This is a genomic window from uncultured Luteimonas sp. (assembly GCF_947492465.1).
In the GTDB taxonomy this organism is placed as follows: domain Bacteria; phylum Pseudomonadota; class Gammaproteobacteria; order Xanthomonadales; family Xanthomonadaceae; genus Luteimonas.
The window spans coordinates 78,687-102,505 of the sequence record NZ_CANLNF010000001.1; the positions used below are offsets into that span (position 1 = coordinate 78,687).

At 71.3% G+C, this 23,819-nt stretch carries 22 protein-coding genes and 1 tRNA gene; 10 read left to right on the plus strand and 13 right to left on the minus strand.

Annotated elements, in window-relative coordinates; genetic code table 11:
* Positions 1-10: 10 nt before the first annotated feature.
* Positions 11-1,324, plus strand: a complete 1,314-nt coding sequence (locus tag Q0863_RS00355) for a dicarboxylate/amino acid:cation symporter (protein ID WP_298573578.1) — start codon at positions 11-13, stop codon at positions 1,322-1,324.
* 160 nt (positions 1,325-1,484) lie between these two features.
* Complete coding sequence (gene tkt / locus Q0863_RS00360) at positions 1,485-3,473, plus strand: transketolase (protein WP_298573579.1); 1,989 nt, start codon at positions 1,485-1,487, stop codon at positions 3,471-3,473.
* 143 nt (positions 3,474-3,616) lie between these two features.
* On the opposite strand, the gene Q0863_RS00365 is transcribed toward tkt, so the two are convergent.
* The 8 genes from Q0863_RS00365 to Q0863_RS00400 all read right to left on the minus strand — a co-directional run bounded on the left by Q0863_RS00365 (position 3,617) and on the right by Q0863_RS00400 (position 11,881).
* Positions 3,617-3,931: a BolA family protein gene (locus Q0863_RS00365; RefSeq protein WP_298573580.1), complete on the minus strand. Its 315-nt coding sequence runs from the start codon at positions 3,929-3,931 to the stop codon at positions 3,617-3,619.
* A gap of 162 nt (positions 3,932-4,093) precedes the next feature.
* Positions 4,094-6,049 (minus strand): acetyl-CoA hydrolase/transferase C-terminal domain-containing protein, encoded by a 1,956-nt coding sequence (locus Q0863_RS00370; RefSeq protein ID WP_298573581.1) that lies wholly within the window; start codon positions 6,047-6,049, stop codon positions 4,094-4,096.
* Positions 6,050-6,069: 20 nt separating this feature from the next.
* Positions 6,070-6,627, minus strand: a complete 558-nt coding sequence (locus Q0863_RS00375; RefSeq protein WP_298573582.1) for a flavin reductase family protein — start codon at positions 6,625-6,627, stop codon at positions 6,070-6,072.
* A gap of 61 nt (positions 6,628-6,688) precedes the next feature.
* On the minus strand, positions 6,689-7,309 hold the full coding sequence (locus tag Q0863_RS00380) for an ATP-binding cassette domain-containing protein (RefSeq protein WP_298573583.1): 621 nt from the start codon (positions 7,307-7,309) through the stop codon (positions 6,689-6,691).
* Positions 7,309-7,995: a molybdate ABC transporter permease subunit gene (modB, locus tag Q0863_RS00385; protein ID WP_298573584.1), complete on the minus strand. Its 687-nt coding sequence runs from the start codon at positions 7,993-7,995 to the stop codon at positions 7,309-7,311. The genes Q0863_RS00380 and modB overlap by 1 nt, the downstream gene beginning before the upstream one ends.
* Positions 7,996-8,004: 9 nt before the next feature.
* Complete coding sequence (modA, locus tag Q0863_RS00390; protein WP_298573585.1) at positions 8,005-8,823, minus strand: molybdate ABC transporter substrate-binding protein; 819 nt, start codon at positions 8,821-8,823, stop codon at positions 8,005-8,007.
* Positions 8,824-9,579: 756 nt separating this feature from the next.
* Positions 9,580-11,370, minus strand: a complete 1,791-nt coding sequence (locus Q0863_RS00395) for an acyl-CoA dehydrogenase C-terminal domain-containing protein (protein ID WP_298573586.1) — start codon at positions 11,368-11,370, stop codon at positions 9,580-9,582.
* 31 nt (positions 11,371-11,401) lie between these two features.
* Positions 11,402-11,881 (minus strand): LEA type 2 family protein, encoded by a 480-nt coding sequence (locus Q0863_RS00400; RefSeq protein ID WP_298573587.1) that lies wholly within the window; start codon positions 11,879-11,881, stop codon positions 11,402-11,404.
* A 182-nt stretch (positions 11,882-12,063) separates the two neighbouring features.
* On the opposite strand from Q0863_RS00400, the gene Q0863_RS00405 reads away from it, so the two are divergent.
* The 3 genes from Q0863_RS00405 (at position 12,064) to Q0863_RS00415 (ending at position 13,944) form a co-directional block, all read left to right on the plus strand.
* A tRNA-Phe gene (locus Q0863_RS00405) sits at positions 12,064-12,139 on the plus strand.
* A 126-nt stretch (positions 12,140-12,265) separates the two neighbouring features.
* Positions 12,266-13,486: an ISL3 family transposase gene (locus tag Q0863_RS00410; protein WP_298573588.1), complete on the plus strand. Its 1,221-nt coding sequence runs from the start codon at positions 12,266-12,268 to the stop codon at positions 13,484-13,486.
* A 236-nt stretch (positions 13,487-13,722) separates the two neighbouring features.
* Positions 13,723-13,944, plus strand: coding sequence for a DUF2188 domain-containing protein (locus Q0863_RS00415; RefSeq protein ID WP_298573589.1), 222 nt, complete (start codon positions 13,723-13,725; stop codon positions 13,942-13,944).
* 53 nt (positions 13,945-13,997) lie between these two features.
* On the opposite strand, the gene Q0863_RS00420 is transcribed toward Q0863_RS00415, so the two are convergent.
* The gene (locus tag Q0863_RS00420; protein ID WP_298573590.1) at positions 13,998-15,383 is read right to left on the minus strand and encodes an FAD/NAD(P)-binding protein; all 1,386 of its coding nucleotides are present in this window, start codon (positions 15,381-15,383) and stop codon (positions 13,998-14,000) included.
* 171 nt (positions 15,384-15,554) lie between these two features.
* Here Q0863_RS00420 and Q0863_RS00425 point away from each other — a divergent pair, with 171 nt between their 5' ends.
* The gene (locus tag Q0863_RS00425; RefSeq protein WP_298573591.1) at positions 15,555-16,013 is read left to right on the plus strand and encodes a DUF6491 family protein; all 459 of its coding nucleotides are present in this window, start codon (positions 15,555-15,557) and stop codon (positions 16,011-16,013) included.
* A gap of 58 nt (positions 16,014-16,071) precedes the next feature.
* Here the strand turns inward: Q0863_RS00425 and Q0863_RS00430 are convergent, their stop codons facing one another.
* The 4 genes from Q0863_RS00430 to ftsY all read right to left on the minus strand — a co-directional run bounded on the left by Q0863_RS00430 (position 16,072) and on the right by ftsY (position 20,135).
* Complete coding sequence (locus Q0863_RS00430) at positions 16,072-16,341, minus strand: oxidative damage protection protein (protein ID WP_298573592.1); 270 nt, start codon at positions 16,339-16,341, stop codon at positions 16,072-16,074.
* Positions 16,342-16,432: 91 nt separating this feature from the next.
* The gene (gene mutY, locus Q0863_RS00435) at positions 16,433-17,521 is read right to left on the minus strand and encodes an A/G-specific adenine glycosylase (protein ID WP_298573593.1); all 1,089 of its coding nucleotides are present in this window, start codon (positions 17,519-17,521) and stop codon (positions 16,433-16,435) included.
* Positions 17,518-18,792 carry a hypothetical protein gene (locus Q0863_RS00440; RefSeq protein WP_298573594.1) on the minus strand — a complete coding sequence of 425 codons (1,275 nt, stop codon included), beginning with the start codon at positions 18,790-18,792 and terminating at the stop codon, positions 17,518-17,520. Before Q0863_RS00440 ends, mutY begins: the two co-directional genes overlap by 4 nt.
* Positions 18,789-20,135: a signal recognition particle-docking protein FtsY gene (ftsY, locus tag Q0863_RS00445; RefSeq protein WP_298573595.1), complete on the minus strand. Its 1,347-nt coding sequence runs from the start codon at positions 20,133-20,135 to the stop codon at positions 18,789-18,791. The genes Q0863_RS00440 and ftsY overlap by 4 nt, the downstream gene beginning before the upstream one ends.
* Positions 20,136-20,283: 148 nt before the next feature.
* Between ftsY and Q0863_RS00450 the strand changes: the two genes are divergently transcribed.
* The 4 genes from Q0863_RS00450 to Q0863_RS00465 all read left to right on the plus strand — a co-directional run bounded on the left by Q0863_RS00450 (position 20,284) and on the right by Q0863_RS00465 (position 23,717).
* Complete coding sequence (locus Q0863_RS00450) at positions 20,284-22,071, plus strand: DUF885 family protein (protein WP_298573596.1); 1,788 nt, start codon at positions 20,284-20,286, stop codon at positions 22,069-22,071.
* Positions 22,068-22,625, plus strand: coding sequence for a 16S rRNA (guanine(966)-N(2))-methyltransferase RsmD (rsmD, locus tag Q0863_RS00455; RefSeq protein ID WP_298573597.1), 558 nt, complete (start codon positions 22,068-22,070; stop codon positions 22,623-22,625). The genes Q0863_RS00450 and rsmD overlap by 4 nt, the downstream gene beginning before the upstream one ends.
* Positions 22,626-22,690: 65 nt before the next feature.
* Complete coding sequence (gene coaD / locus Q0863_RS00460) at positions 22,691-23,194, plus strand: pantetheine-phosphate adenylyltransferase (RefSeq protein WP_298573598.1); 504 nt, start codon at positions 22,691-22,693, stop codon at positions 23,192-23,194.
* A gap of 37 nt (positions 23,195-23,231) precedes the next feature.
* Positions 23,232-23,717 carry a hypothetical protein gene (locus Q0863_RS00465; protein ID WP_298573599.1) on the plus strand — a complete coding sequence of 162 codons (486 nt, stop codon included), beginning with the start codon at positions 23,232-23,234 and terminating at the stop codon, positions 23,715-23,717.
* The last annotated feature ends 102 nt before the right edge of the window (positions 23,718-23,819 follow it).

Below are 23,819 nucleotides of genomic sequence, written 5' to 3' on the forward strand. Positions count from 1 at the left end.
GACAGCGCCGATGAGCGAGCCGACCCGCGGGGCGAGGACACCGATGCCGTTGCACTGGAAGATCGCGATCGGCTTTGGCGTCGGCCTCGTGCTGGGGATGTTCGTCCACTACGGCATCGGCGCGGACGCCGGCTGGGTGCAGGCGCTGACCCGCTACGTCACCACGCCGTTCTCGCAGCTGTTCCTGAGCCTGATCTTCATGCTGATCGTGCCGCTGCTGTTCTCGGCGCTGGTGGTCGGCGTGTCGGAGATGGGCGACGTGCGCGCGCTGGGGCGCATCGGCTGGCGCACGCTGGGCTGGACCATCGCGCTGTCGGGCGTCGCGGTGCTGCTGGGCCTGGTCATGGTCAACCTGTTCCAGCCCGGCGCCGGCGTCGATCCCGCACTCGCCACGCAACTGCTCAGCGAAGGCGCCGAACGCGCCCAGGCGATCGTGCGCGACAGCACCCAGCAGCCCAAGGGCATGGACATGGTGCTGTCGATCGTGCCGCAGAACGTGATCGGCGCGGCGTCCAACAATGCCAACATCCTGGCGCTGATGTTCTTCGCGCTGATGTTCGGCGTCGGCCTGGTGCTGACGCCGTCGCCGCAGACCGCGGTGCTCAAGCGCGGCATCGAAGGGCTGTTCGAGATCTCGATGACCCTGATCGGGCTGGTGATCCGGCTCGCGCCCTACGCGGTGTTCTGCTTCATGTTCAACCTGGCCGTGCTGTTCGGCTGGGACCTGCTGATGAAGCTCGGCCAGTTCGTGCTGGTCGTGGTCGGCGCGCTGGCGATCCACATGCTGGTGGTCTATTCGCTGGCGCTGCGCCTGGTCGGCGGATGGTCGCCGCTGGCCTTCTTCCGCGGCGTGCAGGAAGCGATGCTGATGGGCTTCTCCACCGCATCGAGCAACGCCACCCTGCCCACCGCGCTGAAGGTCGCCGACGAGAACCTGAAGCTGCCGAAGAAGGTCTCGCGCTTCGTGCTCACCATCGGCGCCACCGCCAACCAGAACGGCACCGCGCTGTTCGAGGGCGTGACGGTGATCTTCCTGGCGCAGTTCTTCAACGTCGACCTGACGCTCGGCCAGCAGTTCATGGTGATGCTGGTGTGCATCCTCGGCGGCATCGGCACCGCCGGCGTGCCCTCGGGTTCGCTGCCGGTGGTGGCGCTGATCTGCGCGATGGTCGGCGTGCCGCCCGAAGGCATCGGCCTGGTGCTGGGCGTGAACCACTTCCTCGACATGTGCCGCACCACCGTCAACGTGACCGGCGACCTGGGCATCGCCGCACTGGTCGCGCGAGGGGAAACGGACAGCGAGCCGGACATCGCGGCCGCCTGACGCCACGGCGCGCGGCCGCGGCGCGCCGCAACGGTTGCAGCGGCACCGGTTGCGCGCGAAACCGCGCGAATCAGGCCGCCCGCGGCCACAGGTCCGGCGCGGCATGGGACAATGGCGGCCCCCGTTTGCCGGGGACACTCCCTTCGCTGCCCGCCCTCACATGACCACTCCCAGCCGCAGAGAGCTCGCCAACGCCATCCGTTTCCTCGCCATCGACGGCGTGGAAGCCGCCAAGTCCGGCCACCCCGGCATGCCCATGGGCATGGCCGACATCGCCGAGGTGCTGTGGAACGACTACCACAGCCACAACCCGGGCAATCCGAAGTGGAGCAACCGCGACCGCTTCGTGCTGTCCAACGGCCACGGCTCGATGCTGCAGTACGCGCTGCTGCACCTGACCGGCTACGACCTGCCGATCGACGAGCTCAAGCGCTTCCGCCAGCTCGAATCCAAGACCCCCGGGCATCCGGAAAACTTCATGACGCCGGGCGTGGAGACCACCACCGGTCCGCTCGGCCAGGGTTTCGCCAACGCGGTCGGCTTCGCGCTGGCCGAGAAGCTGCTCGCGCAGCGCTTCAACCGCCCCGGCTTCGACGTGGTCGACCATCGCACCTGGGTGTTCATGGGCGACGGCTGCCTGATGGAGGGCATCTCGCACGAGGCCGCCTCGCTGGCCGGCACCTGGGGCCTGGGCAAGCTGGTCGCGTTCTGGGACGACAACGGCATCTCGATCGACGGCCCGGTGCAGGGCTGGTTCACCGACGACACGCCGGCGCGTTTCGAGGCCTATGGCTGGCGCGTGATCCGCGACGTCGACGGCCACGATGCGGACAGCATCAAGGCCGCGATCGAGGCCGCGCTCGAGCGCGACGACCGTCCGACCCTGGTGTGCTGCCGCACCACCATCGGATACGGCTCGCCGGCCAAGGCCGGCAAGGAATCCTCGCACGGCGCGCCGCTGGGCAAGGACGAGGTCGAGGCCACGCGCCTGGGCCTGGCCTGGGCGCACACGCCGTTCGAGGTGCCGCAGCCGATCGCCGATGCCTGGCGCGCCAACGAAGCCGGCGCCGAGCGCGAGGCCAAGTGGAACGCGCTGCTCGAGCGCTATGCCGCGCAGTTCCCGGAGCAGGCGGCCGAACTGCAGCGGCGCATGCGCTGCGAGCTGCCGCAGGACTTCGCCGCTGCCGCCGATGCCTACATCGCCAAGCTGCAGGCCGACGGCCCGGTGGTCGCCTCGCGCAAGGCCTCGCAGATGGCGATCGAGGCCTACGCGCCGCTGCTGCCGGAACTGATCGGCGGTTCGGCCGACCTGGCGCACTCCAACCTGACGCTGTGGAAGGGCAGCCAGCCGGTTACCGGCGGTTCGCCGGACGCCAACTACATCAACTACGGCGTGCGCGAATTCGGCATGACCGCGATCGCCAACGCGCTGTCGCTGCACGGCGGCTTCCTGCCCTACGACGCCACCTTCCTGGTGTTCAGCGACTACGCGCGCAACGCCGTGCGCATGAGCGCGCTGATGCAGTCGCCGGGCATCCACGTCTACACCCACGACTCGATCGGCCTGGGCGAGGACGGCCCGACCCACCAGCCGGTCGAACACCTGGCCTCGCTGCGCTACATCCCCAACAACGACGTGTGGCGTCCCTGCGACGCGGTCGAGACGGCGGTGGCGTGGAAGGCGGCGATCGCACGCCGCGACGGGCCCTCGTGCCTGGTGTTCTCGCGCCAGAACCTGCAGCACCAGCCCCGCGACGAACAGCAGGTGCGCGACATCGCGCGCGGCGGCTACGTGCTCAAGGATTCCAGCGGCACGCCGGAGATCATCCTGATCGCCACCGGCTCTGAAGTGGAGCTGGCCACGGCCGCCGCCGCGCAGCTCGGCGACAAGGTGCGCGTGGTATCGATGCCGTCGACCGACGTGTTCGACCGCCAGGACGGCGCCTACCGCGAATCCGTGCTGCCGGGCGCGGTGCGCAAGCGCGTCGCCGTGGAAGCCGGCGTCACCGGCTTCTGGCGCCAGTACGTCGGCCTGGACGGCGCGGTGATCGGCATCGACACCTTCGGCGCCAGCGCGCCGGCGGGCGAGCTGTACAAGCACTTCGGCATCACCGTCGAGGCGGTCGTCGCGGCGGCCAAGGCGCTGTAGCACAGGCATCGCGCCGCGCTCGCGGCGCGATGATCGACGTGGTCGGTTGCAGGGCGCGCAGGCGCCCCCTGTTCCGTTCGGGGCCCGCAATGCGCCGTCATGCGCGGGCCGGGCTGCCCGCGGCACCGCCGCCGCCGCCGTCGTCAGCCGGCGCGGTCGTGCTTGCTGCCGCCGCGGCAGGTCGGGGAGTCCGGCGCTTCGCCGGCCTGCGCCCATTCCTCGGGCGTGTAGGTGTGCAGGGCCAGCGCGTGGATCTGCTGCATCAGCGGCCCGAGCGTGCGATACACCAGCTGGTGGCGCTGCACGGCGCGCTTGCCGGCGAACACCTCGCCCACGATCACGGCCTTGTAGTGCGTTTCAAGCCCGCGGCTGTGCATGTGGCTCTCGTCCAGCACGTGCAGGTGCACGGGTTCGAGCGTCTGCAGGGTTTGCGTCAGTTGGTCGGCTTTGCTGGTCATGGGCCGATGATACGCGCGGGGCGATGCGGGGCGTCCTTCCCCATTGCGGGACGGCGCCTTGCGCGCCACCCGGCAGGGCCTCGAGGACTCCCTCCCCCGCGCGCGGGGGAGGGCCGGGGTGGGGGCCGGCCCGCCGCGACAAGTCTACCGGCTACATCGCGTTCACCCCACCGGTGTTGCGGTGCGCGCCAGCGCGAGGCGCAGCAGCCTGGCCTGCAGTCGCTCGCCCAGCCCGCGCGGCCGCGACAGGTCCATGCGCGCCAACGCCTCGCTGTCGTCGACATCGTGCTGCAGCAACGCGGCGGCGACCGTCGCCAGCTTGCCCCGTCGCGAGCCGGTGCGCCGCTTCAGCCACGCCAAGGCGCGCACCACGCGCTGCTCGACCGCATCGAAATCGCTGCCCAGCGGGTAGTCGGGCAGGGTGCCGTCGGCGCGGAACGGCGCCAGTGCCGTCCGCACCCGCGCGGCGCTGTTGCGCGCCCATGCCTCCGGCATCCGGAAATCCGCGCGCAGCTTGCGGCTGCGGATCGCCTCCTCCAGCAGCGCCGGCACGGCCTGCGCATCGGCGATCGCGGCCATCGCGATCACGCAGTCCTCGTCGACCCTGCCGCGCAGGTCGGCGATGCCGTATTCGGTGACGTAGACATCGCGCAGGTGGCGCGGGATGGTCGCGTGCCCGTAGTTCCAGCGGATGTTGGAGCCGGTCTGCCCGCCTGCGTCGCGCGTCGCGCGCAGCAGCAGGATCGAACGCCCGCCGGGCAGCGCATGCGCCATCGACACGAAGTTGTACTGGCCGCCGACGCCCGAGACCACGCGCCCGTCGTCGAGCCCGTCCGACACCGCCGCGCCCAGCGCGGTGGCCATCATGCAGGTGTTGAAGAAGCGCCCGTCGCGCCGTTGCAGCCGTTCGAGCGACTCGTCCTGGCCGGACAGCGCGTTGACCTGGCTCACCCGCATCATGCCGATGCCGTTGCGCGTGGCCTCGTCCAGGCCGTGCAGCCAGTCGTAGAACGCCTGCGAGCCCAGGTAGAACGCGCCATGCAGGAACTGGCCGTCGCGCTCGACCAGGGCGCGTTCGGCCGCGTCCGCGGTGCCATCGTTGAGGCGCCGCATCAGCGCAGCCTTGTCGACCACGCGACGCCGGATCACGCCGGCCTCCACCAGTCGCCGGAAACCTTCGTTGATCATCTCGCTGCAGCCGTACAGGCCCTGTGCGAAGGGTCCGAGCCCGCCGCTGGCCACCACCGCGGGGTGCGACGCGAGGTCCGGATCGAGCGCGGCCAACACGCGCCGGTAGCGCGCATTGTCGGTATGCCGCAGCGCCAGCGCATGGCACAGCGCATCGGACAGCGCGCCGATGCCGATCTGCAGCGTGCCGCCATCGCGCACCAGCGCGCTGGCATACAGGCCGATGGCGTGCTCGGCGTCGCCCACCGGTTCGCGCGGCAGGGCGAACAGCTTCGGCCAGGGCGCGGGCGGCGCCACCACCAGGTCGAACCAGTCCGCGTCCACCGCCGCCGCGCCGCCCATCCAGGGCAGCTGCGGGTCGATCTCGGCCACCAGCAGCGGACGCGGGTGGCCGGCATCGACGATGGCATCGATCACGTCGAAGGTCAGGTCGGTATTGCTCGACAGCGACAGGCGCGTGCCGTCCGCATTCGCCGCCACCTTCTGCACGATGCACTGGACCCCGCGATCGGCCAGCGCACGGGCCACGTGCGTGTAGTTGAGGCTGGCATAGCGCCGCTGCGCCTGTCGCGAGCCGAGCAGGGCCCCCGACTGCAGGTAGAACTCTTCCACGCAGACATGCGCCGGCAGCGCATCGCGCCTTTGCGCATCGACATAGGCCAGGCGCGGAAAGTCCGCGCCGAAATGGCGCGCCACGAATGGCGCCATGAAGCGGCCCTCCAGCCCGCGCGTGGCGCGCGGCGGGTCCAGCGACAGCGCCGTGTACAGGCTCATCGGCCGCGATGCATCCGCGGCCACGCGCGCGTACAGCGCATTGAGCAGGCGGTGCGGCTTGCCGATGCCCAGGGGCGTGGCGATGTGCATCTCGCGCGGCAGCTGCTCCAGCATCCATGCCACCGCTTCGTCGAGGTCGCTGCAGGCGTAGGGCATCGGCCGTCGTCCTCCCGCGCTCATTGCGCCAGCATGTCCGGGCGGAACAGCCGGCGCCGCGAGACCTCGTCGCCCGAGCACATGAAGCGCCCATCGCCGCGGTAGTGCACCGTGCGCGGCCACTTCGGCGAGCGCGCCGCGCGCGCATGCACGATGCGCCACACGAACAGCGGGTATTCGCGGGTGAGGCGGGTCTCGTGCAGGCGGCATTCGAAGCTGGCGTGGCACTGCCCGATCGACGGCGCCGCCACCTCGCGGGACGCTTCCGCATCCAGCCCGAAGCGCTCGAACTTGTCGCCCTCGCGGCTGGAACAGTTGCCGATGCGCACCACCGTGTCGAGCAGCGCTGCGGTGGGCAGGTTGAGCGTGCATTCGCGGCTGCGCTTGGCCAGCGCGTGGCTGCGGTTGGCGTCCCAGAGGTAGGTGCCCACCAGGTCGTAGCCCAGCATCATGTGCCAGCCCAGGGTCATGATCGCGCGTTCGTCCTTCCATTGCGTGCACAACAGCAGCACCGGCCCGGGTTCGAGAAAGTGGCGGGCCTTGTCGACGGGAAATGCGTGCTTGCGAACCGGCTTCATCGGCGCCTCGCGGATCGGTGATGGCGACGAGGATGCCGAACCCCGCGCTAACGCCGCGTGCTCAAGCCAGCACGTGCACCGCCTCGGCGATGCGGCGCACGTCGTCCTCGGTGTGGCTGACGTAGACCATCGGCAGGCGCACCTCGTCGCGCACCCGCTGCAGCCAGGGGATCAGCTCCTCGCGCCGGGCCTGGTCGAGCGCCGACAGCGGCTCGTCGAACAGCAGGATCGCCGGCTGCGACAGCAGCGCCCGCCCGATCGCCACGCGCTGCGCCTCGCCGCCGGACAGGTTGGCCGGGCGCCGCCGGAGCAGCGGGGCGATGCCCAGCAGGTCGACCACCGCGTCGAGTTCGAAGGCGGCCGCCTGGCCGCGCACGGCATGGCGCCCGTACAGCAGGTTGCCGCGCACGTCGCGGTGCGGGAACAGGCGCGCGTCCTGGAACACGTAGCCGATGCGGCGCCGGTGCGTGGGCACGTCGATGCGCGCGGCGCTGTCGAACAGCGCCCGCCCGTCGATCGCGATGCGCCCCGATTCGGGCCGCAGCAGCCCGGCGATGGCGTTGAGGACCGAGGTCTTGCCGGCGCCGGACGGACCGGTGAGCGCCAGCACGCGCGCGTCCTCGACGATGCGCACGTGGCGACGGAAGCCGCCGCGGCGCAGCTGCACGTCGATCTCGAGCATCAGTCGTGCTCCTCGCGACGGCCGCGGCGCACCAGCCATTCCGAGGCCAGCAGCGCCGCCAGCGAGATCGCCACCGCCACCAGCGCCAGCCGCCAGATGCCGGCCTCGCCGCCGGGCACCTGCATCAGCCCGTAGATCTCGGACGACAGCGTGCGCGTCTGCCCCGGGATGCTGGAGACGAAGGTGATGGTGGCGCCGAACTCCCCCAGCGCCTTGGCGAAGGCCAGCACCGCGCCCGCCACCAGCCCCGGCCAGGCCAGCGGCAGGGTGATGGTGAAGAACACCCGCAGCGGGCTGGCGCCCAGCGTGGACGCGGCGCGCTCCAGCCGCCGGTCCACCGATTCGATCGCCAGCCGGATCGCCCGCACCATCAGCGGGAAGCCCATGATCGCGCTGGCCAGCGCCGCGCCCGTCCAGCGGAACGCCAGGGTGATGCCGAAGTGCTCGGACAGCAGCCGGCCCAGCGGCCCGCCGTGGCCGAACGCCACCAGCAGCGCATAGCCCACCACCACCGGCGGCAGCACCAGAGGCAGGTGCACCAGCGCATCGAGCAGGCCCTTGCCCAGGAAGCGGCACCGCGCCAGCAGCCACGCCACCGCGACGCCCGGCGGCAGGCTGGCCAGCGACGCGGCCACCGCCACCTTCAGGCTCAGCGCGATCGCCGTGGCTTCCTCGGGGCTGAACATGGCCGGCGCTCAGTGCGGATCGAAGCCGTGGCGCGCGAACAGCGCCGTCGCCTCGTCCGACCCCAGCCAGCCCAGGAAGGCGGCCGCCTGCGGATGCGTGCCTGCCTGCACCCGCGCCACCGGGTACACGATCGGCGGATGCGCGCCTGCCGGGAAGGTGGCCAGCACCTTCACCCGCGGCTCGGCCCGCGCATCGCTGGCGTACACCACGCCCAGCGGCGCCTCGCCGCGCGCCACCAGCAGCAGCGCCGCGCGCACGTTCTCGGCCTCGGCCACGCGCGGCTGCAGCGCCTGCCACAGGCCCAGCGATTCCAGGCCGGCCCGGGCGTACCTGCCGGCCGGCACGCTGGCGGTCATCGCCAGCGCCAGGCGGCCGTCTGCGCCCAGCAGCGGCAGCAGGTCGGTGCCAGGCGCCAGCGCCAGTGGCGCTGCATCCGAGGCAGCCGGCGCCACCAGCACCAGGGCGTTGCCCAGCAGGTCGCGGCGCGACCCCGCATCCACCAGCCCGCGCGCGTCCAGCCAGTCCATCCAGTCGCCATCGGCCGAGACGAACACGTCGGCCGGCGCCCCCTGCTCGATCTGCCGCGCCAGCGCAGGACTGCCCGCATAGGCCACCTGTACCGGCGCACCGCCGCCGGCCGTATAGGCAGCGGCCGCCTCGTCCATCGACTCCTTCAGGCTGGCCGCGGCGAAGACCAGCAGCGGCCGTTCGGCATCCGGCCCGGCGGAAGGGGCATCGCTAGCGCCACAGCCGGCCAGCAGGGCGGACAGCGCCAGCAGGGCCAGCCGTGTGGCGAGGCGGGGCACGGCCGGTCGAAACGGACCCATGCGGCATCCGGAAGCGGGGGGGAAACTGCACTATAACGGCGACGCGGCTGGCATCGGGGTAGGGCGCGAGAGGGCATCGCTAAAGCCCCGAACGGCAAGCGTCGCCCATTGAATCGCACCGACGGAAGTTTGAAGGACAACAGATGTCCGTCGCTCCTGTTGGGTGGCGAGAATTTCGCCAGACCTCGCGCAGACATCATCAATGCTGGCGCTGCGAGATGCGACGGTCTCGCTTCTTTGTGCGCTGCCGGGGGGTTGGAAGCTGCAACGCTGCAACTTGCAGATACTTTTGACCGCGTTGAAGAAAATTGCTGCGCTGCTTCAGGTGGCACGGACAGCGCGTGAACTGACTACGGCAAAAGTCCCTGAGGTAACGCCGCCAGAAGGACGGCTTCTTCCTCTTTGCTCCTGACGGTCTGATTACGCAGGGGCGCCTTCGGGGAGGACGTCAGCCCTGAGATGTGAGATTTCCCTTGTGGGCAACTCCGCGGGTGCGAACATTCTCGCCGGTCGGTCTACCGCTCATGCAATACCTGTTGCTGGAGCCGATGGGATGGTCGTTCCAGCGATGATCGTTCTACCAGACCGCCACCGCGCTGCCGGTGCGCCCGTTGAGCACGGTGGTCAACCATGCGTTACACATGGTGCTCTTGGTGGGTTGGCGCTGTGAGCTACCAGCCGATCACCGGCGCGCGTCGATCGAGGTGTGAAACGCAGTGCGCCAGAAGCGCGCCGGCCTGCGCCGGCGCGTCTCGATCAGGCGTCGAACGCCGCCTCGTCCAGCGCCAGCAGCGGCGCCGGGCCGCTGTCGATCGCGGCCTTGTGGGCCAGCGTGCGCGGCAGCAGGCGGGCGTAGTAGAAGCGCGCGGTCTCGCGCTTGGCGTCCTTGAACGCCTGCGGCTGCGAGGAGGCGTCGGCTGCGGCGACGCTGCGTGCCCACCAGTAGGCCAGGGCCACGTAGCCCGAGTAGAACAGGTAGTCGTGCGCGGCGGCGCCGATCTCCTCCGGGTTGGCCGCCGCGCGCTTGGCGATCGCCATCGTCAGCGCCTGCCACTCCTGCGCCTTTTCCATCAGCGGGCCGATGAACTCGGCCATCGCCGGGTTGCCCACCTGCTGCTCGCAGAACACCTGCACCAGGCCCAGGAACGCCTTCAGCCCCGCGCCGTGCAGCTGCATGGTCTTGCGGCCCATCAGGTCCAGCGCCTGGATGCCGGTGGTGCCCTCGTACAGAGTGGTGATGCGCGCATCGCGGGCCAGCTGCTCCATGCCGTGTTCGGCGATGTAGCCGTGGCCGCCGAAGCACTGCAGCGCGTGGTAGGTGCACTCCACGCCCCATTCGGTCAGGCAGCCCTTGACGATGGGGGTGAGGAAGCCAAGCAGTTCGTCGGCCTGCCTGCGCTCGTCCTCGCTGCCGGCGTGCGCGGCCAGGTCCACCTGCAGGCCGGCGTGGTAGCCGAGCGCGCGGCCGCCTTCCACCAGCGCCTTGCAGGTGAGCAGCATGCGCCGCACGTCGGGCTGCACGATGATCGGGTCGGCCGGGCGCTCCGGATACTTCGGCCCCGACAGCGCCCGCGACTGCAGGCGTTCGCGCGAATAGCGCAGCGCGTTCTGCAGGGCGCGCTCGGCCAGGCCCAGGCCCTGCAGGCCGACGCCCAGGCGCGCGGTATTCATCATGGTGAACATCGCCATCAGGCCGCGATGCGGCTGGCCCACCAGCCAGCCCTGCGCGCCGTCGAAGTTCATCACGCAGGTGGCCGAGCCATGGATGCCCATCTTGTGCTCGACCGCGCCGCAGCGCACCGCGTTGCGCTCGCCCATGGCGCCGTCGCGGCCGACCTTGAACTTGGGCACCACGAACAGCGAGATACCCTTGCTGCCCGCGGGGGCATCGGGCAGGCGCGCGAGCACCAGGTGGATGATGTTGGGGGTGAGGTCGTGCTCGCCGGCGGTGATGAAGATCTTGGTGCCGCTGATCGCGTAGGCGCCGTCGGCGACCGGTTCGGCGCGGGTCTTGAGCAGGCCCAGGTCGGTGCCGCAGTGCGGCTCGGTCAGGCACATGGTGCCGGTCCATTCGCCGGTGACCAGCTTCTCCAGGAACACCTGCTGCAGCCAGGCCTCGCCGTGGTGCTGCAGCGCGTTGGCCGCGCCATGCGAGAGCAGCGGGAAGTTGCCCCAGGCCAGGTTGGCGGAGTTGATCATCTCCTCCAGCGGCATGCCGACCACGTGCGGCAGGCCCATGCCGCCGAACTCGGCCGGCGCCGACAGTCCGCTCCAGCCGCCCTCGGTGAACTGCCGGTAGGCCTCGGCGAAGCCGGGCGCGGTGGTGACGCTGCCGCTGTCCTTGTCGTAGTGCACGCCGTGTTCGTCGCCGGCCTTGTTCAGCGGCGCCAGCACGGTACCGCTGAAGCGCGCGGCCTCGTCCAGCATCGGGTCGATGAGGTCGCGCCCGGCCTCCTCGAAGCCGAGCCGGGCGAAGCTGGACTCGACGTCCAGCAGGTCGAACAGGGTGAAGCGGATGTCGCGCAGGGGCGCGGAGTAGCTGCTCATCGCAAAGGCTCGTCAGTCTGGAATCGGGGCGTCAGCGCAACACGCCCGGCACGCCGGGCACCGGGCTGAGCCGGCTGTCGCGCTTGATCTCGTAGTCGCGGACCTTGCCGCGGTCGGTGGGCGCGGCGTCGATCGTGCCCTCGATGCGGTACTGCACGCCGCGGCCGTCGGCCAGCCGGCCGGCCAGCAGCAGGCGCGCATCGGGCGAGGGATCGAACGGCACCGTGATCACGTCGGCTGATTCGGGGCCGATGGTCAGCGCCGGCTGCGCGGCCAGCGTGCCGGCCGCCTGTTCCTCGACGGTGAGCGCCAGCGATACCGCCTCGAAGCGCATCGGGATGCTGCTGTAGTTCTGCAGCCGCAGTTCGATCGACCAGCGGCCGTCGGCTTGCACCGTCAGCTGCTGCAGGCTGGCGGCCGGCTCCGAGATCCGCCGCGGCACGCCGCTGCTCGAACACCCCACCAGGAACACCGCCAGCAGCATTGCCGGCACACGCCATCCAAGCTTCATCGCGACCCCATGTGTGTCGTCACGGACAGCGGGAGGATACTACGACGTACGGAAGCGGTCGGCCGGTCCGCCGCCAGGCCGGCCCGAGGGCGGTCGGGTGCATGGAATGCGTCCCCCGGCTTGCCCGACGGAGCGCTCGCCCGTATCATGCGCGGCTCGCACGGCCCAGCGCCGGAGCGCGTGGCCGGGTAGCTCAGTTGGTAGAGCAGGGGATTGAAAATCCCCGTGTCGGGGGTTCGATTCCCTCCCCGGCCACCATTTGCAGAAGCACGAGGAACCGCCCGAAGGGCGGTTTTTTTTTGGTTCTTCGCAGATCACCGGGGGAGTCTTTCGCGGCTGCCGTTACGCTTGAGGCCTGATTTCCAAGGGCTCAGGGATATGCCGATGTTCGACCGCAAGACCATCGAGAAGCTTGGGGGCTGGGAAGGCTACCGGGTCGAGCGGATCGAGTGGCCCCAAGGCGAGAGCCGGACAGTCACGATCCATCTCACGCCGTCGTCCCGTGCGATGTCCTGCGCGCACTGCGGCAGCCGGTGCCGGCAGGTCCACGAGACCACGGTGCGCCGGGTCCGGGATCTGCCGCTGATGGCGTTTCGCGTCGTGCTGGCGGTGCCTCGCCGACGCGTCTGGTGCGTCCAGTGTGGCGGCCCGCGGCTGGAGAAGCTCAGTTGGCTGGGGCGCTACCAGCGGGTCACCGACCGGCTGGCCGAAGCAGTCAGCCAGCTGCTTGCCTCCAGCAACATCGTGGCCGTTGCCCGCTTCTTCCAGCTGGGCTGGCACACCGTCAAGGCACTGGACAAGGCCCAACTGCGCCAAGCTGTCCGGGCGCCGGATTGGAGCCGGATCCATTACCTGGCGATGGATGAGTTCGCCCTGCACAAGGGCCACCGCTACGCCACGGTGGTGGTCGATCCGGTCCGCGGCCAGGTGCTATGGGTCGGCAATGGCCGTTCCCGCGAGACCGCGCGTGCTTTCTTCGAGCAGCTTCCCGCCGGCGTTGCCGCGCAGATCCGGGCTGTCGCGATCGACATGACCACCGCCTACGAGCTGGAGATCAAGGCCAACTGTCCTAATGCCGAAGTCGTCTACGACCTGTTCCATGTGGTGGCCAAGTACGGCCGCGAAGTGATCGACCGGGTGCGGGTCGACCAGGCCAACCAGCTGCGCCACGACAAGCCCGCCCGCCGGGTGATCAAATCCAGTCGTTGGCTGCTGCTGCGCAATCGCGAGAACCTGGATCGGCACCAGTCGGTGAAGCTGGACGAGCTGCTGGAAGCCAACCAGCCACTGCTCACCGCCTACCTCATGCGCGATGAGCTCAAGCGGCTCTGGTTCTACCGCCACCCCTCCTGGGCCAGGAAGGCATGGGACCACTGGCTGGAACAGGCCCAGGGCAGCGGCATCGCGCCACTGGCCCACTTCGCGACCAAGCTCAAGGCCTACCTCCACGGAATCCTGTCGCGCTGCCGGCATCGGCTCAACACCAGCATTGTCGAAGGCATCAACAACACCATCAAGGTCATCAAACGCCGCGCCTACGGGTACCGCGACCAGGAGTATTTCTTCCTGAAGATCCGCGCAGCCTTCCCCGGTATTCAGCGATGAACCTTTTTTTTGCGTCCGGATACCGGCACCCGATCGGCCGGGTCCGCGCTGGCTGCCGCAGGGTCAGACTTTTCCTACACGCCGACGGGTGCCCGCCTGACGGCGAAAGCGTGACCGGTGGCGCAAGCTTGTCTCCGCCCCGGCAGCGCGCATCGGAGTATGGCGCTGCAGGGACGCGGGTTAGGCCGGAGAATGCCGAACCAGCCGGGGCACCTTTTTCTTGAAGGTGTCGGACCATGATTCGCGAACTGATCGAGATCGAAGCCTCCGCGGATGGCTGGCGGGTGCGCGGCCAGGGCGTTGCCGAGGCCCAGGCGCTGTACCGGCCGACCAAGCTGCAGGCGATCGAGGAAGCCCATACGATGGCCTCGCGCCGTTACGTGGAGACCGGCCGCCCGACGGCGGTGCTGGTGCCGATGGGTGGCGGCACCTCGGTGGTCATTGCCACCTGCGGCTGACTGCAGCCCTGCGCGCGTGCGCGCTGCCATCGCGGCTTCGCGCCCCGCCGCGCTCAGTGCGGCCGGGTCCGGGCAGCCAGGATGTCGTCGGCGATCTGCCGCGCCTGCTCGCGCAGCTCGGGGATGGCGATGCTTTCCCACAGGTCGCCGATGCGCAGCGCGCCCAGCACGTACAGCGCCGGGTCCGGGCGGCCGCGTCCGCCGATGACGTGGCCGATGCCGCTGCTGGCCACGCCCAGTCCCTGCGGGCCGGGCAGCACCAGGCCGCGTTCGCGCAGCGCGGCCAGCAGCGCGCCGGGGCGCAGGTCGATATTGGTTTCCACGCCGGTGGCGTTGACGATCCAGTCCGCGCGCAGCATGTGCTCGCGACAGGCATGGCGCGGGCGGAAATGCACGTGGCTGCCGCCGCCCGGGTCGGCGGTGATCGAGCACAGCCGGCCGGCCGTGACCCGCAACTGGCCGCGGACGCGCAGTGCGTCGAGGGTGGCGGCCACCTGCGGGGCGATGCGGTGGCGGTGGATGTCCCAGTAGCGCACCGCGTGGCGCAGGAAGCGGCGCCGCTGGCGATCGTCGAGCGACTGCCACAGTGCCTGGCCGTGGTGGCGCAGGCGGTCGAAGCTCCACTGCCAGGGTTCGCCGGACGCCACGGCGGCGGCCACCCGGCGGCGCAGCACGCGCCAGCGCGCCCGCACGCCCAGCGGCAGCAGGTCGTCCACGCCTTCGCCATGCTGCGGGCCGGTGGCGGCGTGCGGCAGCGGCATCAGGCCGTGGCGCGAGAGCACGTGGATCGGGCCACGATGGCCGGCGGCGTCGAGGCTCAGCGCGGCGTCGACCATGCTCAGGCCGGAACCCAGGATGCAGACCGCGGCGTCGGGTTCGATGCCCTGCACGGCGTCGTAGTCCCACGCCTCGGCCAGGCGCATGCCCGGATGGACCAGGTAGGCGGGCAGGGGGCGCGGCGCGTTGCCGATGGCGAGCACCACGTGTTGCGCGGTCACGCTGGCGCCCGAGGCGAGATGCACGCGGAAGCCTGACGCGTCGCGCTCGATGTCGACGGCGCGCTCGCGCAGGTGCACGGGCGTGCGCTGTGCCGGCAGCGATGCCAGCGCGTGGCGCAGGTAGCGGCCATAGTCGCGGCGTCGGGCGAAGCGGTCGCCCAGGCCTGCCTCGTCGCCGGCGCCGTCCCGGGCAAGGAACTGCACGAAATGGCCGGGCTGTTCGCCGATCGCGCTCATGCGGCCGGCGACGACGTTGAGCAGGTGTTCGCCGCGACCGGTGGAATAGGCCGCCCCGCGCGCCAGCACCGCATCGGGTTCGACGATCGCGACCGGGCCGGCGCCGCGTTCGTCCATCAGCAGCCGGATCGCGACCAGGGTGCCGGCGGCGCCGCCGCCGATGATGACGGTACCGAAGCGGGAATCACCGGGAATGGACGTCATGCCGACTGCGCAGGGGATGCATGCGGGCATTGTCGCATCCGCTCCGGCGCCGGAGCGACGCCCGACCCGGTGCTGAATCCGGGGGCGCCCGGCCATGCCCGCGCAGCGGACGCGGGCGCATCATGGCGACCCCGACCATGAGCAGGCGGCGTCCGCCGCGGGAGACCCACCATGGACATCAGCAAACTCAAGGTTGTCGCATTGGCGGCATCGCTGGCGCTGGCCGCATGCGCGTCGGACAGCGGGCTGCGCACGGAGGAAAAGCGCGCGCTCTACCAGTCGCATGCCGGCGAGCCGGTCTCGAGCTTCCGCTATTTCGGCAGCATCAACGGCTGGTCGCCGCTGGGCGACAGTGCGCTGGTGGTGTGGACGCGGCCGTCGGAGGCGTGGCTGCTGACGCTGCAGGGTCCGTGTCCGGACCTGGAGTTCGCGCCGGCCATCGGCCTGACCAGCCAGATGAACCAGGTGCATGCGCGCTTCGACAAGGTGATCGCGCACGGTGCCGGTTCGATGCAGCTGCCCTGCCATATCCGCGAGATCCGGCCGCTCGACGTCAAGGCGCTGCGCGCCTCGGAAAAGGAATTGCGCGAGGCGCGCGTGCAGGAGCGCGAGGCGGACAGCGGATCCTGACGCCCTCGCGGCGGCGGCCTGGCGGGACCGTCGTCGCGAAGCCGGCGTCTTTGCGCGATCAGCCTTCCGGCACGAAGCCCGCGGGCTTCTCCGCGCCGCCACCGAACAGGAACTTCTGCATCTCCTCCTCGAGGAAGGCGCGGTGCTTGGGGTCGAGCGGGGACAGACGGTTCTCGTTGATCAGCATGGTCTGGTGCGCCAGCCAGGCGGCCCAGGCGGACTTGCCGACGTTGGCGAACACGCGCTTGCCCAGTTCGCCCGGCCAGGGCACGAAATCCAGGCCCTCGGTGTCGCGTTGTTCGTAGCTGCAGAAGACGGTGCGGGCCATGGCGTGCGCTCGGAAGGATTGCCGGCCGCCATTGTAGGAGCCTGCGCCGAACGATGCCCGAGCACGCGGTCCGCGCAGACGCAGCGCGCCGCTACCGGTCGAACGTGGCTTCGAGCAGGCTGCGGATCGGCGCCGGGATGCCGAGCAAGGCCAGCTCCTCGCGGGCCAGCCAGCGCAGGTCCGCGTCGTCGCGCACGCTGGCGTGCAGCGAGACGCTGTTCCAGGCGATCGGCTGCAGGCTGAGGCGGAAGTGGGTGAAGCCGTGCGCGATCGCCGCCAGCGCCTCGCCGCCATCGAAGCCGGCGCCCACGTGCCGTTCGAACCAGGCGCGCGCGGCGTCGGCTTCCGCGTGCTCGGGCAGCGACCACAGCGAGGCCCAGATGCCGGTCGGCGGGCGCCGCTGCATCAGCACCCGGCCTGCGGGGTCGCGCAGCAGCAGGGCGAAGGTCTGGCGTTCGGGCAGCGGCTTGCCCGGTTTCGGCGTCGGCAGGTCGTCGACGCGGCCCGCGCGCAGCGCCACGCAGTCGTCCTGCAGCGGGCACAGCATGCAGGCCGGATCGTGGCGGGTGCACAAGGTGGCGCCGAAATCCATCTGCGCCTGGGTGTAGTCGGCCATGCGGCCGTCGGGGACGCCAGGCAGGTGGCCATCGGCGATGGTCCACAGCCGCTTCTCGATGGCCGGCAGGCCCGGCCAGCCGTCCACGCCATGCACCCGGCACAGCACGCGCTTGACGTTGCCGTCGAGGATGGCGACGCGGTCGCCCCAGGCCTGCGAGAGGATCGCGCCGGCGGTGCTGCGGCCGATGCCGGGCAGGGCCAGCAGCGCATCGAAATCGCGCGGGAGCTCGCCGTCATGCAGTTCGACGCAGCGCTGCGCGGCCGCATGCAGGTTGCGCGCGCGGGCGTAGTAGCCCAGGCCCGACCACAGCGCGAGCACCTCGTCGAGCGTGGCCGCGGCCAGCGCGCGCACGTCCGGCAGCGCGGCGACGAAGCGCTCGAAGTACGGGATCACCACGCGCACCTGGGTCTGCTGCAGCATGATCTCCGACAGCCAGACGCGGTAGGGCGCGCGCGGATGCTGCCAGGGCAGGTCGTGGCGCCCGGCCACGTCGAACCATTGCAGCAGCCGCGCGGCGTAGCGGTCGGCGGCCGGATGCCCGGTCGCGGTGTCCGGGTTCATGGTGCCGGCGTCGCCTCGTCTTCGAACTCGATACGGATGCCTTCGAGTCGCGCCCCGGAGATGTCCATCGCGCTCGCCTCGAGCCGGCCGGTGACCGGGGGCAGCAGCGGACCCTGGTCAAGCGTGCCGGCCCAGGTCATCAGGCCGGGCAGGTCGAGATGGCCGTCGAAACGCAGGTCGTCGCGCGCCACGCGCAGCCCGAGCGGCGCGCCCAGGTCCAGCGGACCGAGATAGTCGACCGACAGCGCCAGCGGCTGCGTCGAGGTCCCCAGCGGCGGCGGCAGCGCCGGCCATTGCGCGGGCCACTGCGCGATGCGGCCGTCGAGCCGCAGCAGCAGGCGCTGGCCGAGGGCGAGCCGGCCGCGTGCATCGAGCTGCGGCACCAGCCCGCCGCCGCGCAACGTCAGGCTCGCCGGCACCAGGCTCCACGCGGGGCCGTGCGCGCGCAGCGGGCCGTGCAGCCCCACGATGAAGGGCACGACGGTGTCGCCGGACTCGTAGCGGCCACTCGCGCCGAAGCGCGCCGGCAGCAGCGCCAGCGCGTCGTCCCAGTGCAGCCCACCCGAGAGCGTGGCCTGCATCGGCAGTCGCCAGTCTGCGCGTGCGGGCGCGAGGGCGCCCACGACCGCGAAGCCGCGCCCGCTCGCCGGCCGCTGCAGGGTGGCGGCCAGGTCGAACGGCGCGCGCATGGCGGCATCGGCGTAGCGCCCGGAGGCCCGTGCGCGCACCGGCGCGTCCTCGCGCAGCTGCGGCATGTCCAGTGCCAGCGATTCGACCCGCCAGCCGTCGCCGTCGATGCGGCCCTCGCGCACCTGCAGGCCTTCGCTGAGCGTGGGCAGGCGACCGTCGCCCGGCGGACGCGATGCCAGCCAGTGGCGCAGCGCGGGCAGGTCGAGCCGGGGCGCATCGAGCTCGATGCGGACCAGCTCCAGCGGATCGCCCAGGCCACGGATCGTGCGCCACGGCAGCGCGACCTCGGCCCGTCGCGCGCGCAGCAGCGGCCGCGCCGCGCCCGGTTCGCGCACCACCAGGTTGCGCACCACGATCATCGGCTGCCGCCCCAGGTGCGTCGCCGCATCGCCCTCGGCGCCGATCTCCAGACCCATCGATGCGCCCAGCTGCCCCAGCACCATCGGGATCGCCCGTTCGGGCGGCAGCGCCAGCCACAGCGCGAGCAGCAGCGCCAGCGGTACCGCGCACAGCAGCAGCACGATCCGCCGCCAGCGCCGGCGCGCCCGCGGCGGCCGGGCCTGGCGCGCAGGCGCGCTCACCCGAGGCTTTCGGGCAGCAGCGCGTCGACGAAGGCTTCGGCGTCGAACACGCGCAGGTCCTCGGGTCGCTCGCCGATGCCGGCGAAGCGGATCGGGATGCCGAACTCGCGCGCCAGTGCGAACACCACGCCGCCCTTGGCCGTGCCGTCGAGCTTGGTGACGACCAGGCCGGTGACGTTCACCGCCGCGTGGAACTGGCGCAGCTGCGACAGCGCGTTCTGGCCCGTGGTGCCGTCGATCACCATCAGCACCTCGTGCGGTGCGCTCGGATCGATCTTGCCCAGTACCCGGCGGATCTTGCCCAGTTCGGCCATCAGCCCCTGCTGGGTGTGCAGGCGGCCGGCGGTATCGGCGATCAGCACTTCGCTGCCGCGCGATTTCGCCGCCTGCAGCGCGTCGAACGCGACCGAGGCCGGATCGGCGTCCTGGCCCTGCGCGATCACCGCCACCCCGTTGCGCTCGCCCCAGGCCTGCAGCTGCGCCACGGCGGCGGCGCGGAAGGTATCGCCGGCGGCCAGCATCAGGCTGCGGCCCTCGTCGCGGAAGCGCCGCGCGAGCTTGCCGATGGTGGTGGTCTTGCCGACGCCGTTGACGCCGACGGTCAGCACCACGAACGGACGTGCCTGCGGGTCGATCTGCAGCGGACGCGCGATCGGCTGCAGCATGGCCACCAGGTCGCCGCGCAGCGCGGTCAGCAGCGCCTTGGCATCGGCGAATTCGCGGGCCTTCATCCGCCGGCGCAGGCCTTCCACCAGTTCGGTGGTCGCGGAGACGCCGACGTCGGCGGTGAGCAGCGCGGTCTCGATCTCGTCGAGCAGGTCGTCGTCGAGCTTGGGGTTGCGCGAGAACAGCCCGCCCACGCTGCGCGCGAACACGCTGCCGCGCAGGCGCTCGCGCCAGCCGCTCCTGCCGGCCGCGGCGGGCGCGGCGCTGGCGGCGTCCACGGCAGGCGCGGGTTCGATGGCCGGTTGTGGCTGCACCGGCGCTGCCGGCGGCGCGACAGGGGTCGGCGCCGGCGGCGCGTCCTTTGCCACGGGCGGTGCCGATGCGGGCGCTGCGACCGGCTCGGCCGCGGCCGGAGCGGTCGCCGCGGACTGCGCGGCGGCATCGTCGATGGCCTCCACCGGTGGCGCGGCAGGCGGCGCGGCTGGTTCCGGTTCGGGGGCCGGAGCGGGCTGCGCGGGTACGGGCTCCGGTTCCGCCTGCGCCGGTGCGGCGCCCGGGAACGCGGCCGCCAGTTCCTCGATGCTGTAGCCGCCCCTGCGCTCGCCCGGGCCGGCCTTGCCGCGCTCGTCGCCGGCGGTTTCGGAGTCTGGTTTCTTGCGGCCGAACAGTCGGATCATCAGGCGGTATGCGGACCGTGCGGGGGTGGTCCAGGGGCCGGACATGCTACCACCGGGGGTGCGACGGCCCGTGACCGCAGGCCCTTGGCATCCTTGGCCGGATCGGGTTCCATCGGTGGCCTCGAAATCGCTTCGCCCGGAGTCCGCAATGCCGAAGTCCCGCGCCCGTCCGCTTGCCGTCGCGCTTGCGCTGGCCCTGTCGTTCCCGCTCGGCCAGGGCGCGCTGGCGCAGATGCCGGTGGCGGCACCGGCGCAGGCGGCGGCGCCGGCCAGCGCCGCCGACGAGGCGCTGCGCGCGCTGTACGCACAGGAGTGGGCCTGGCGCCAGCAGGAGTTCGCGCGCGAGAAGATCGATGGCCGCTGGCAGGCGTCCGATCGCATGCCCTCGATCGCGCCGCAGGACTGGGAGCGACGTGCCGGCTACTGGAAGCAGGTGCTCGACGCGCTCGACGCGATCGCGCCCGATGCGCTGTCGCCGCAGGAGCGCATCAATGCAGCAGTGTTCCGCAGCATGGTCGAGGCCGACTACAACTCGGCCATCTGGCGCACCTGGGAGGCGCCGTTCAACAGCGACTCGTTCTTCTGGGGCTACCTGGTGCCGCGCCAGCCCTATGCGCGCGAGGCGGACTGGGAGCGGCTGTTCGGCCGGCTGCGCGGGCTGCCGGGGCACTTCGACCAGCACATCGCCAACATGCGGCAGGGTCTGGCGCGCGGCTGGAGCGTGCCGCGGGTGAGCATCGAGGGCCGGGACGACACCATCGAACCCTATACGCGCAACGACGCGTCCAATCCCTTCCTGGCCTCGATCGAGGCGATGCCGGCCTCGATCCCGGAACCGCGCCGCACCCAGCTGCAGGCGCAGGGGCGCGAGCTGGTGCGCGAACAGGTGGTTCCCGCGTACGCGAAGCTGCTGTCCTTCATCCGCGAGGACTACATGCCGCGCACGCGCACCACGATCGCGGCCAGCGACCTGCCCGACGGGCGCGCGTTCTACCGCAGCCAGGTCCGCGAGTACGTCACCCGCGACATGGAACCGCGCGAGATCCACGAGATCGGCCTGCGCGAAGTGGCGCGGATCCAGGCGGAGATGCACGAGGTGATGGGGCGTGCGGGGTTCGAGGGCACGTTCGAGGAATTCCTGCAGTACCTGCGCACCGATCCGAAGTTCTACGCGCGCACGCCGCGCGAGCTGCTGGCCACGGCGGCCCATATCGCCAAGAAGGTCGATGGCCAGCTCAAGTACGCCTTCAACACGCTGCCGCGCTACCGCTTCACGATCCTGCCGGTGCCCGACGACATCGCGCCGGTCTACACCTCCGGTCGCGGTGGCCTGGACGCCTGCCTGTTCAACACGTACGACCTGCCGTCGCGCCCGCTGTACAACCTGCCGGCGCTGGTGGTGCACGAATGCGCGCCGGGGCACAGCTTCCAGGCCGCCCTGGCGCTGGAGGCGCCGGCGCGGCCTGACTTCCGCCAGCAGACCTACTTCTCGGGTTACGGCGAAGGCTGGGGCCTGTACACCGAGTGGCTGGGCACGCAGATGGGCATCTACGAGACGCCCTACGAGGAGTTCGGCCGGCTGACCTTCGAGATGTGGCGCGCGGCGCGTCTGGTGATCGACACCGGCGTGCACGAGTACGGCTGGAGCCGGCAGCAGGCGATCGACTACCTCGCCGGACACACCGCGCTGGCCCGCCACGACGTCGCCACCGAGGTCGACCGCTACATCTCCTGGCCGGGACAGGCGCTGGCCTACTACCTGGGCTATCGCACGATCCTGGACCTGCGCGCGGAGGCCGAGCGCGAACTCGGCGCGCGCTTCGACCAGCGTGCCTTCCACGACACCATCCTCAACCTGGGGTCGGTGCCGCTGCCGGTATTGGAGGACGAAGTGCGCGGCTTCATCGCCGTGCAGAAGGCGGCGCCCGCGCCATGACCCGGGCGCCGGGCAGCGTGCGCATCATCGGCGGCCGCTGGCGCGGCACGCGCCTGCCGGTGGCGGATGCGGCCGGGTTGCGGCCAACATCGGACCGCACCCGCGAAACCCTGTTCAACTGGCTGCAGCCGGCGCTGCCGGGCGCGCGCGTGCTCGATCTGTTCGCCGGCAGCGGTGCGCTCGGGCTGGAGGCGATCTCGCGCGGGGCGCGCGAAGCGCTGCTGGTGGAGCGCGACGGGCGCCAGTGCGAATCGCTGCGCGCGGTGGCCGGCCGGCTCGAGGGCGGGCAGGCGGCGACGATCGTGCAGGCCGATGCGCCCGCCTTCCTGCGCGCGCCGCTGCATGGGCGTTTCGACGTGGTGTTCGTGGATCCGCCGTTCGCCGCCGGGCTGTGGGAGTCGGTGCTGCCGCAACTGGGCCCATGGCTGGCCGACGAGGCCTGGCTGTATGTCGAAGCGCCGCTGCAGCGCAACATCGAACCCGGCGCGGACTGGCGGCTGCATCGCGAGGGCAGCACCCGGGAAACGCGGCACGCGCTGTACCGGCGCGGCTGAACGGCGGCGGGCCGCGCTGCTACACTGGCCGCGATCCCGGACACCGACTGCGAACCGACACGATCATGAGCCCGGCCCGCACCCGCACCGCGGTCTATCCCGGTACCTTCGACCCGATCACCAACGGGCACATCGACCTCGTCGATCGCGCCGCGCCGCTGTGCGAGCGCCTGGTGGTGGGCGTGGCCGCCAGCCCGTCGAAGCGGCCGACCCTGTCGCTGGAGCTGCGCGTGCAGCTGGCGCGCCAGGCTCTGGCGCACCATTCCAACGTGGAGGTGCAGGGGTTCGACTGCCTGCTGGCGCACTTCGTGCGCCAGGTGGGCGGCGGCATCCTGCTGCGCGGCCTGCGCGCGGTGTCCGACTTCGAATACGAATTCCAGATGGCGAGCATGAACCGCCATCTCATCCCCGAGGTGGAGACGCTGTTCCTCACCCCGGCCGAGCAGCACGGCTTCATTTCCTCGTCGCTGGTGCGCGAGATCTCGCGCCTGGGCGGCGACGTTTCCGGCTTCGTGCCGGCGGCGGTGGCCGAGGCCCTGCAGGCCGAATGGCGGCGCGAAGCCGAATGATGACCGTCATCCCCACACCACACCCGGAGTCTTCGAGATGAAACTGTTGAACAGCCTGGCGCTGGCCGCCTGCCTGGTGCTGCCGCTCGCCGCATGCAAGAAGGAAGAGGCCGCGCCGGTCGAGCGCGCGCCCGTCGCCGTGCCGACCACCGACGACAAGGCCGCGTGGCAGGAATACCTGAACGACCAGGTGCCGCGCCACATGGAGGGCATCACCGCCCAGCCCTACGTCTACCGCGTGCCGGCCAACGACAACCCCAGCGATCCCGAGGAGTACAACCGCCTCCTCGACAAGGCGCGCATGGACGTGGCCCGCGGCATCGTCAAGGGCAACATCCTGACCTACGCCGGCCTCGATCCGACCAAGACCGCCGACCTGGTCGTCTCCGCGTTCGAGACGGTGACCCCGAACACGATGAAGGGCGTGCGCGTGGTCTACATCGGCGACGAGGCCAACAACGCCCGCGTGCGTGCCGCCGTCGAGCCGGCCGGCGTGGAATACGTGTTCGTCCAGGCCAAGTAGGCCACCGCCCGCGCCGGCACGGCGCGGCTGCAACGCCGCCTCTTCCAGCCGGGAGAGGCGGTCCCGCTGCCGGTCCGCGCCCGCGGGCGGGAATCGCGAACA

Bases quoted from the DNA above. Each gene is read 5' to 3' on its own strand.
- Q0863_RS00430 (WP_298573592.1), bottom strand. From the start codon at position 16,341: ATGGCCCGCACCGTCTTCTGCAGCTACGAACAACGCGACACCGAGGGC.
- modA (WP_298573585.1), bottom strand. From the start codon at position 8,823: ATGGGTCCGTTTCGACCGGCCGTGCCCCGCCTCGCCACACGGCTGGCC.
- Q0863_RS00375 (WP_298573582.1), bottom strand. From the start codon at position 6,627: ATGAAGCCGGTTCGCAAGCACGCATTTCCCGTCGACAAGGCCCGCCAC.
- Q0863_RS00365 (WP_298573580.1), bottom strand. From the start codon at position 3,931: ATGACCAGCAAAGCCGACCAACTGACGCAAACCCTGCAGACGCTCGAA.
- Q0863_RS00465 (WP_298573599.1), top strand. From the start codon at position 23,232: ATGAAACTGTTGAACAGCCTGGCGCTGGCCGCCTGCCTGGTGCTGCCG.
- rsmD (WP_298573597.1), top strand. From the start codon at position 22,068: ATGACCCGGGCGCCGGGCAGCGTGCGCATCATCGGCGGCCGCTGGCGC.
- Q0863_RS00370 (WP_298573581.1), bottom strand. From the start codon at position 6,049: ATGCCCTACGCCTGCAGCGACCTCGACGAAGCGGTGGCATGGATGCTG.
- Q0863_RS00395 (WP_298573586.1), bottom strand. From the start codon at position 11,370: ATGAGCAGCTACTCCGCGCCCCTGCGCGACATCCGCTTCACCCTGTTC.
- tkt (WP_298573579.1), top strand. From the start codon at position 1,485: ATGACCACTCCCAGCCGCAGAGAGCTCGCCAACGCCATCCGTTTCCTC.
- Q0863_RS00420 (WP_298573590.1), bottom strand. From the start codon at position 15,383: ATGACGTCCATTCCCGGTGATTCCCGCTTCGGTACCGTCATCATCGGC.
- modB (WP_298573584.1), bottom strand. From the start codon at position 7,995: ATGTTCAGCCCCGAGGAAGCCACGGCGATCGCGCTGAGCCTGAAGGTG.
- mutY (WP_298573593.1), bottom strand. From the start codon at position 17,521: ATGAACCCGGACACCGCGACCGGGCATCCGGCCGCCGACCGCTACGCC.
- Q0863_RS00400 (WP_298573587.1), bottom strand. From the start codon at position 11,881: ATGAAGCTTGGATGGCGTGTGCCGGCAATGCTGCTGGCGGTGTTCCTG.
- Q0863_RS00450 (WP_298573596.1), top strand. From the start codon at position 20,284: ATGCCGAAGTCCCGCGCCCGTCCGCTTGCCGTCGCGCTTGCGCTGGCC.
- Q0863_RS00415 (WP_298573589.1), top strand. From the start codon at position 13,723: ATGATTCGCGAACTGATCGAGATCGAAGCCTCCGCGGATGGCTGGCGG.
- Q0863_RS00410 (WP_298573588.1), top strand. From the start codon at position 12,266: ATGTTCGACCGCAAGACCATCGAGAAGCTTGGGGGCTGGGAAGGCTAC.
- Q0863_RS00380 (WP_298573583.1), bottom strand. From the start codon at position 7,309: ATGCTCGAGATCGACGTGCAGCTGCGCCGCGGCGGCTTCCGTCGCCAC.
- ftsY (WP_298573595.1), bottom strand. From the start codon at position 20,135: ATGATCCGACTGTTCGGCCGCAAGAAACCAGACTCCGAAACCGCCGGC.
- coaD (WP_298573598.1), top strand. From the start codon at position 22,691: ATGAGCCCGGCCCGCACCCGCACCGCGGTCTATCCCGGTACCTTCGAC.
- Q0863_RS00425 (WP_298573591.1), top strand. From the start codon at position 15,555: ATGGACATCAGCAAACTCAAGGTTGTCGCATTGGCGGCATCGCTGGCG.
- Q0863_RS00355 (WP_298573578.1), top strand. From the start codon at position 11: ATGAGCGAGCCGACCCGCGGGGCGAGGACACCGATGCCGTTGCACTGG.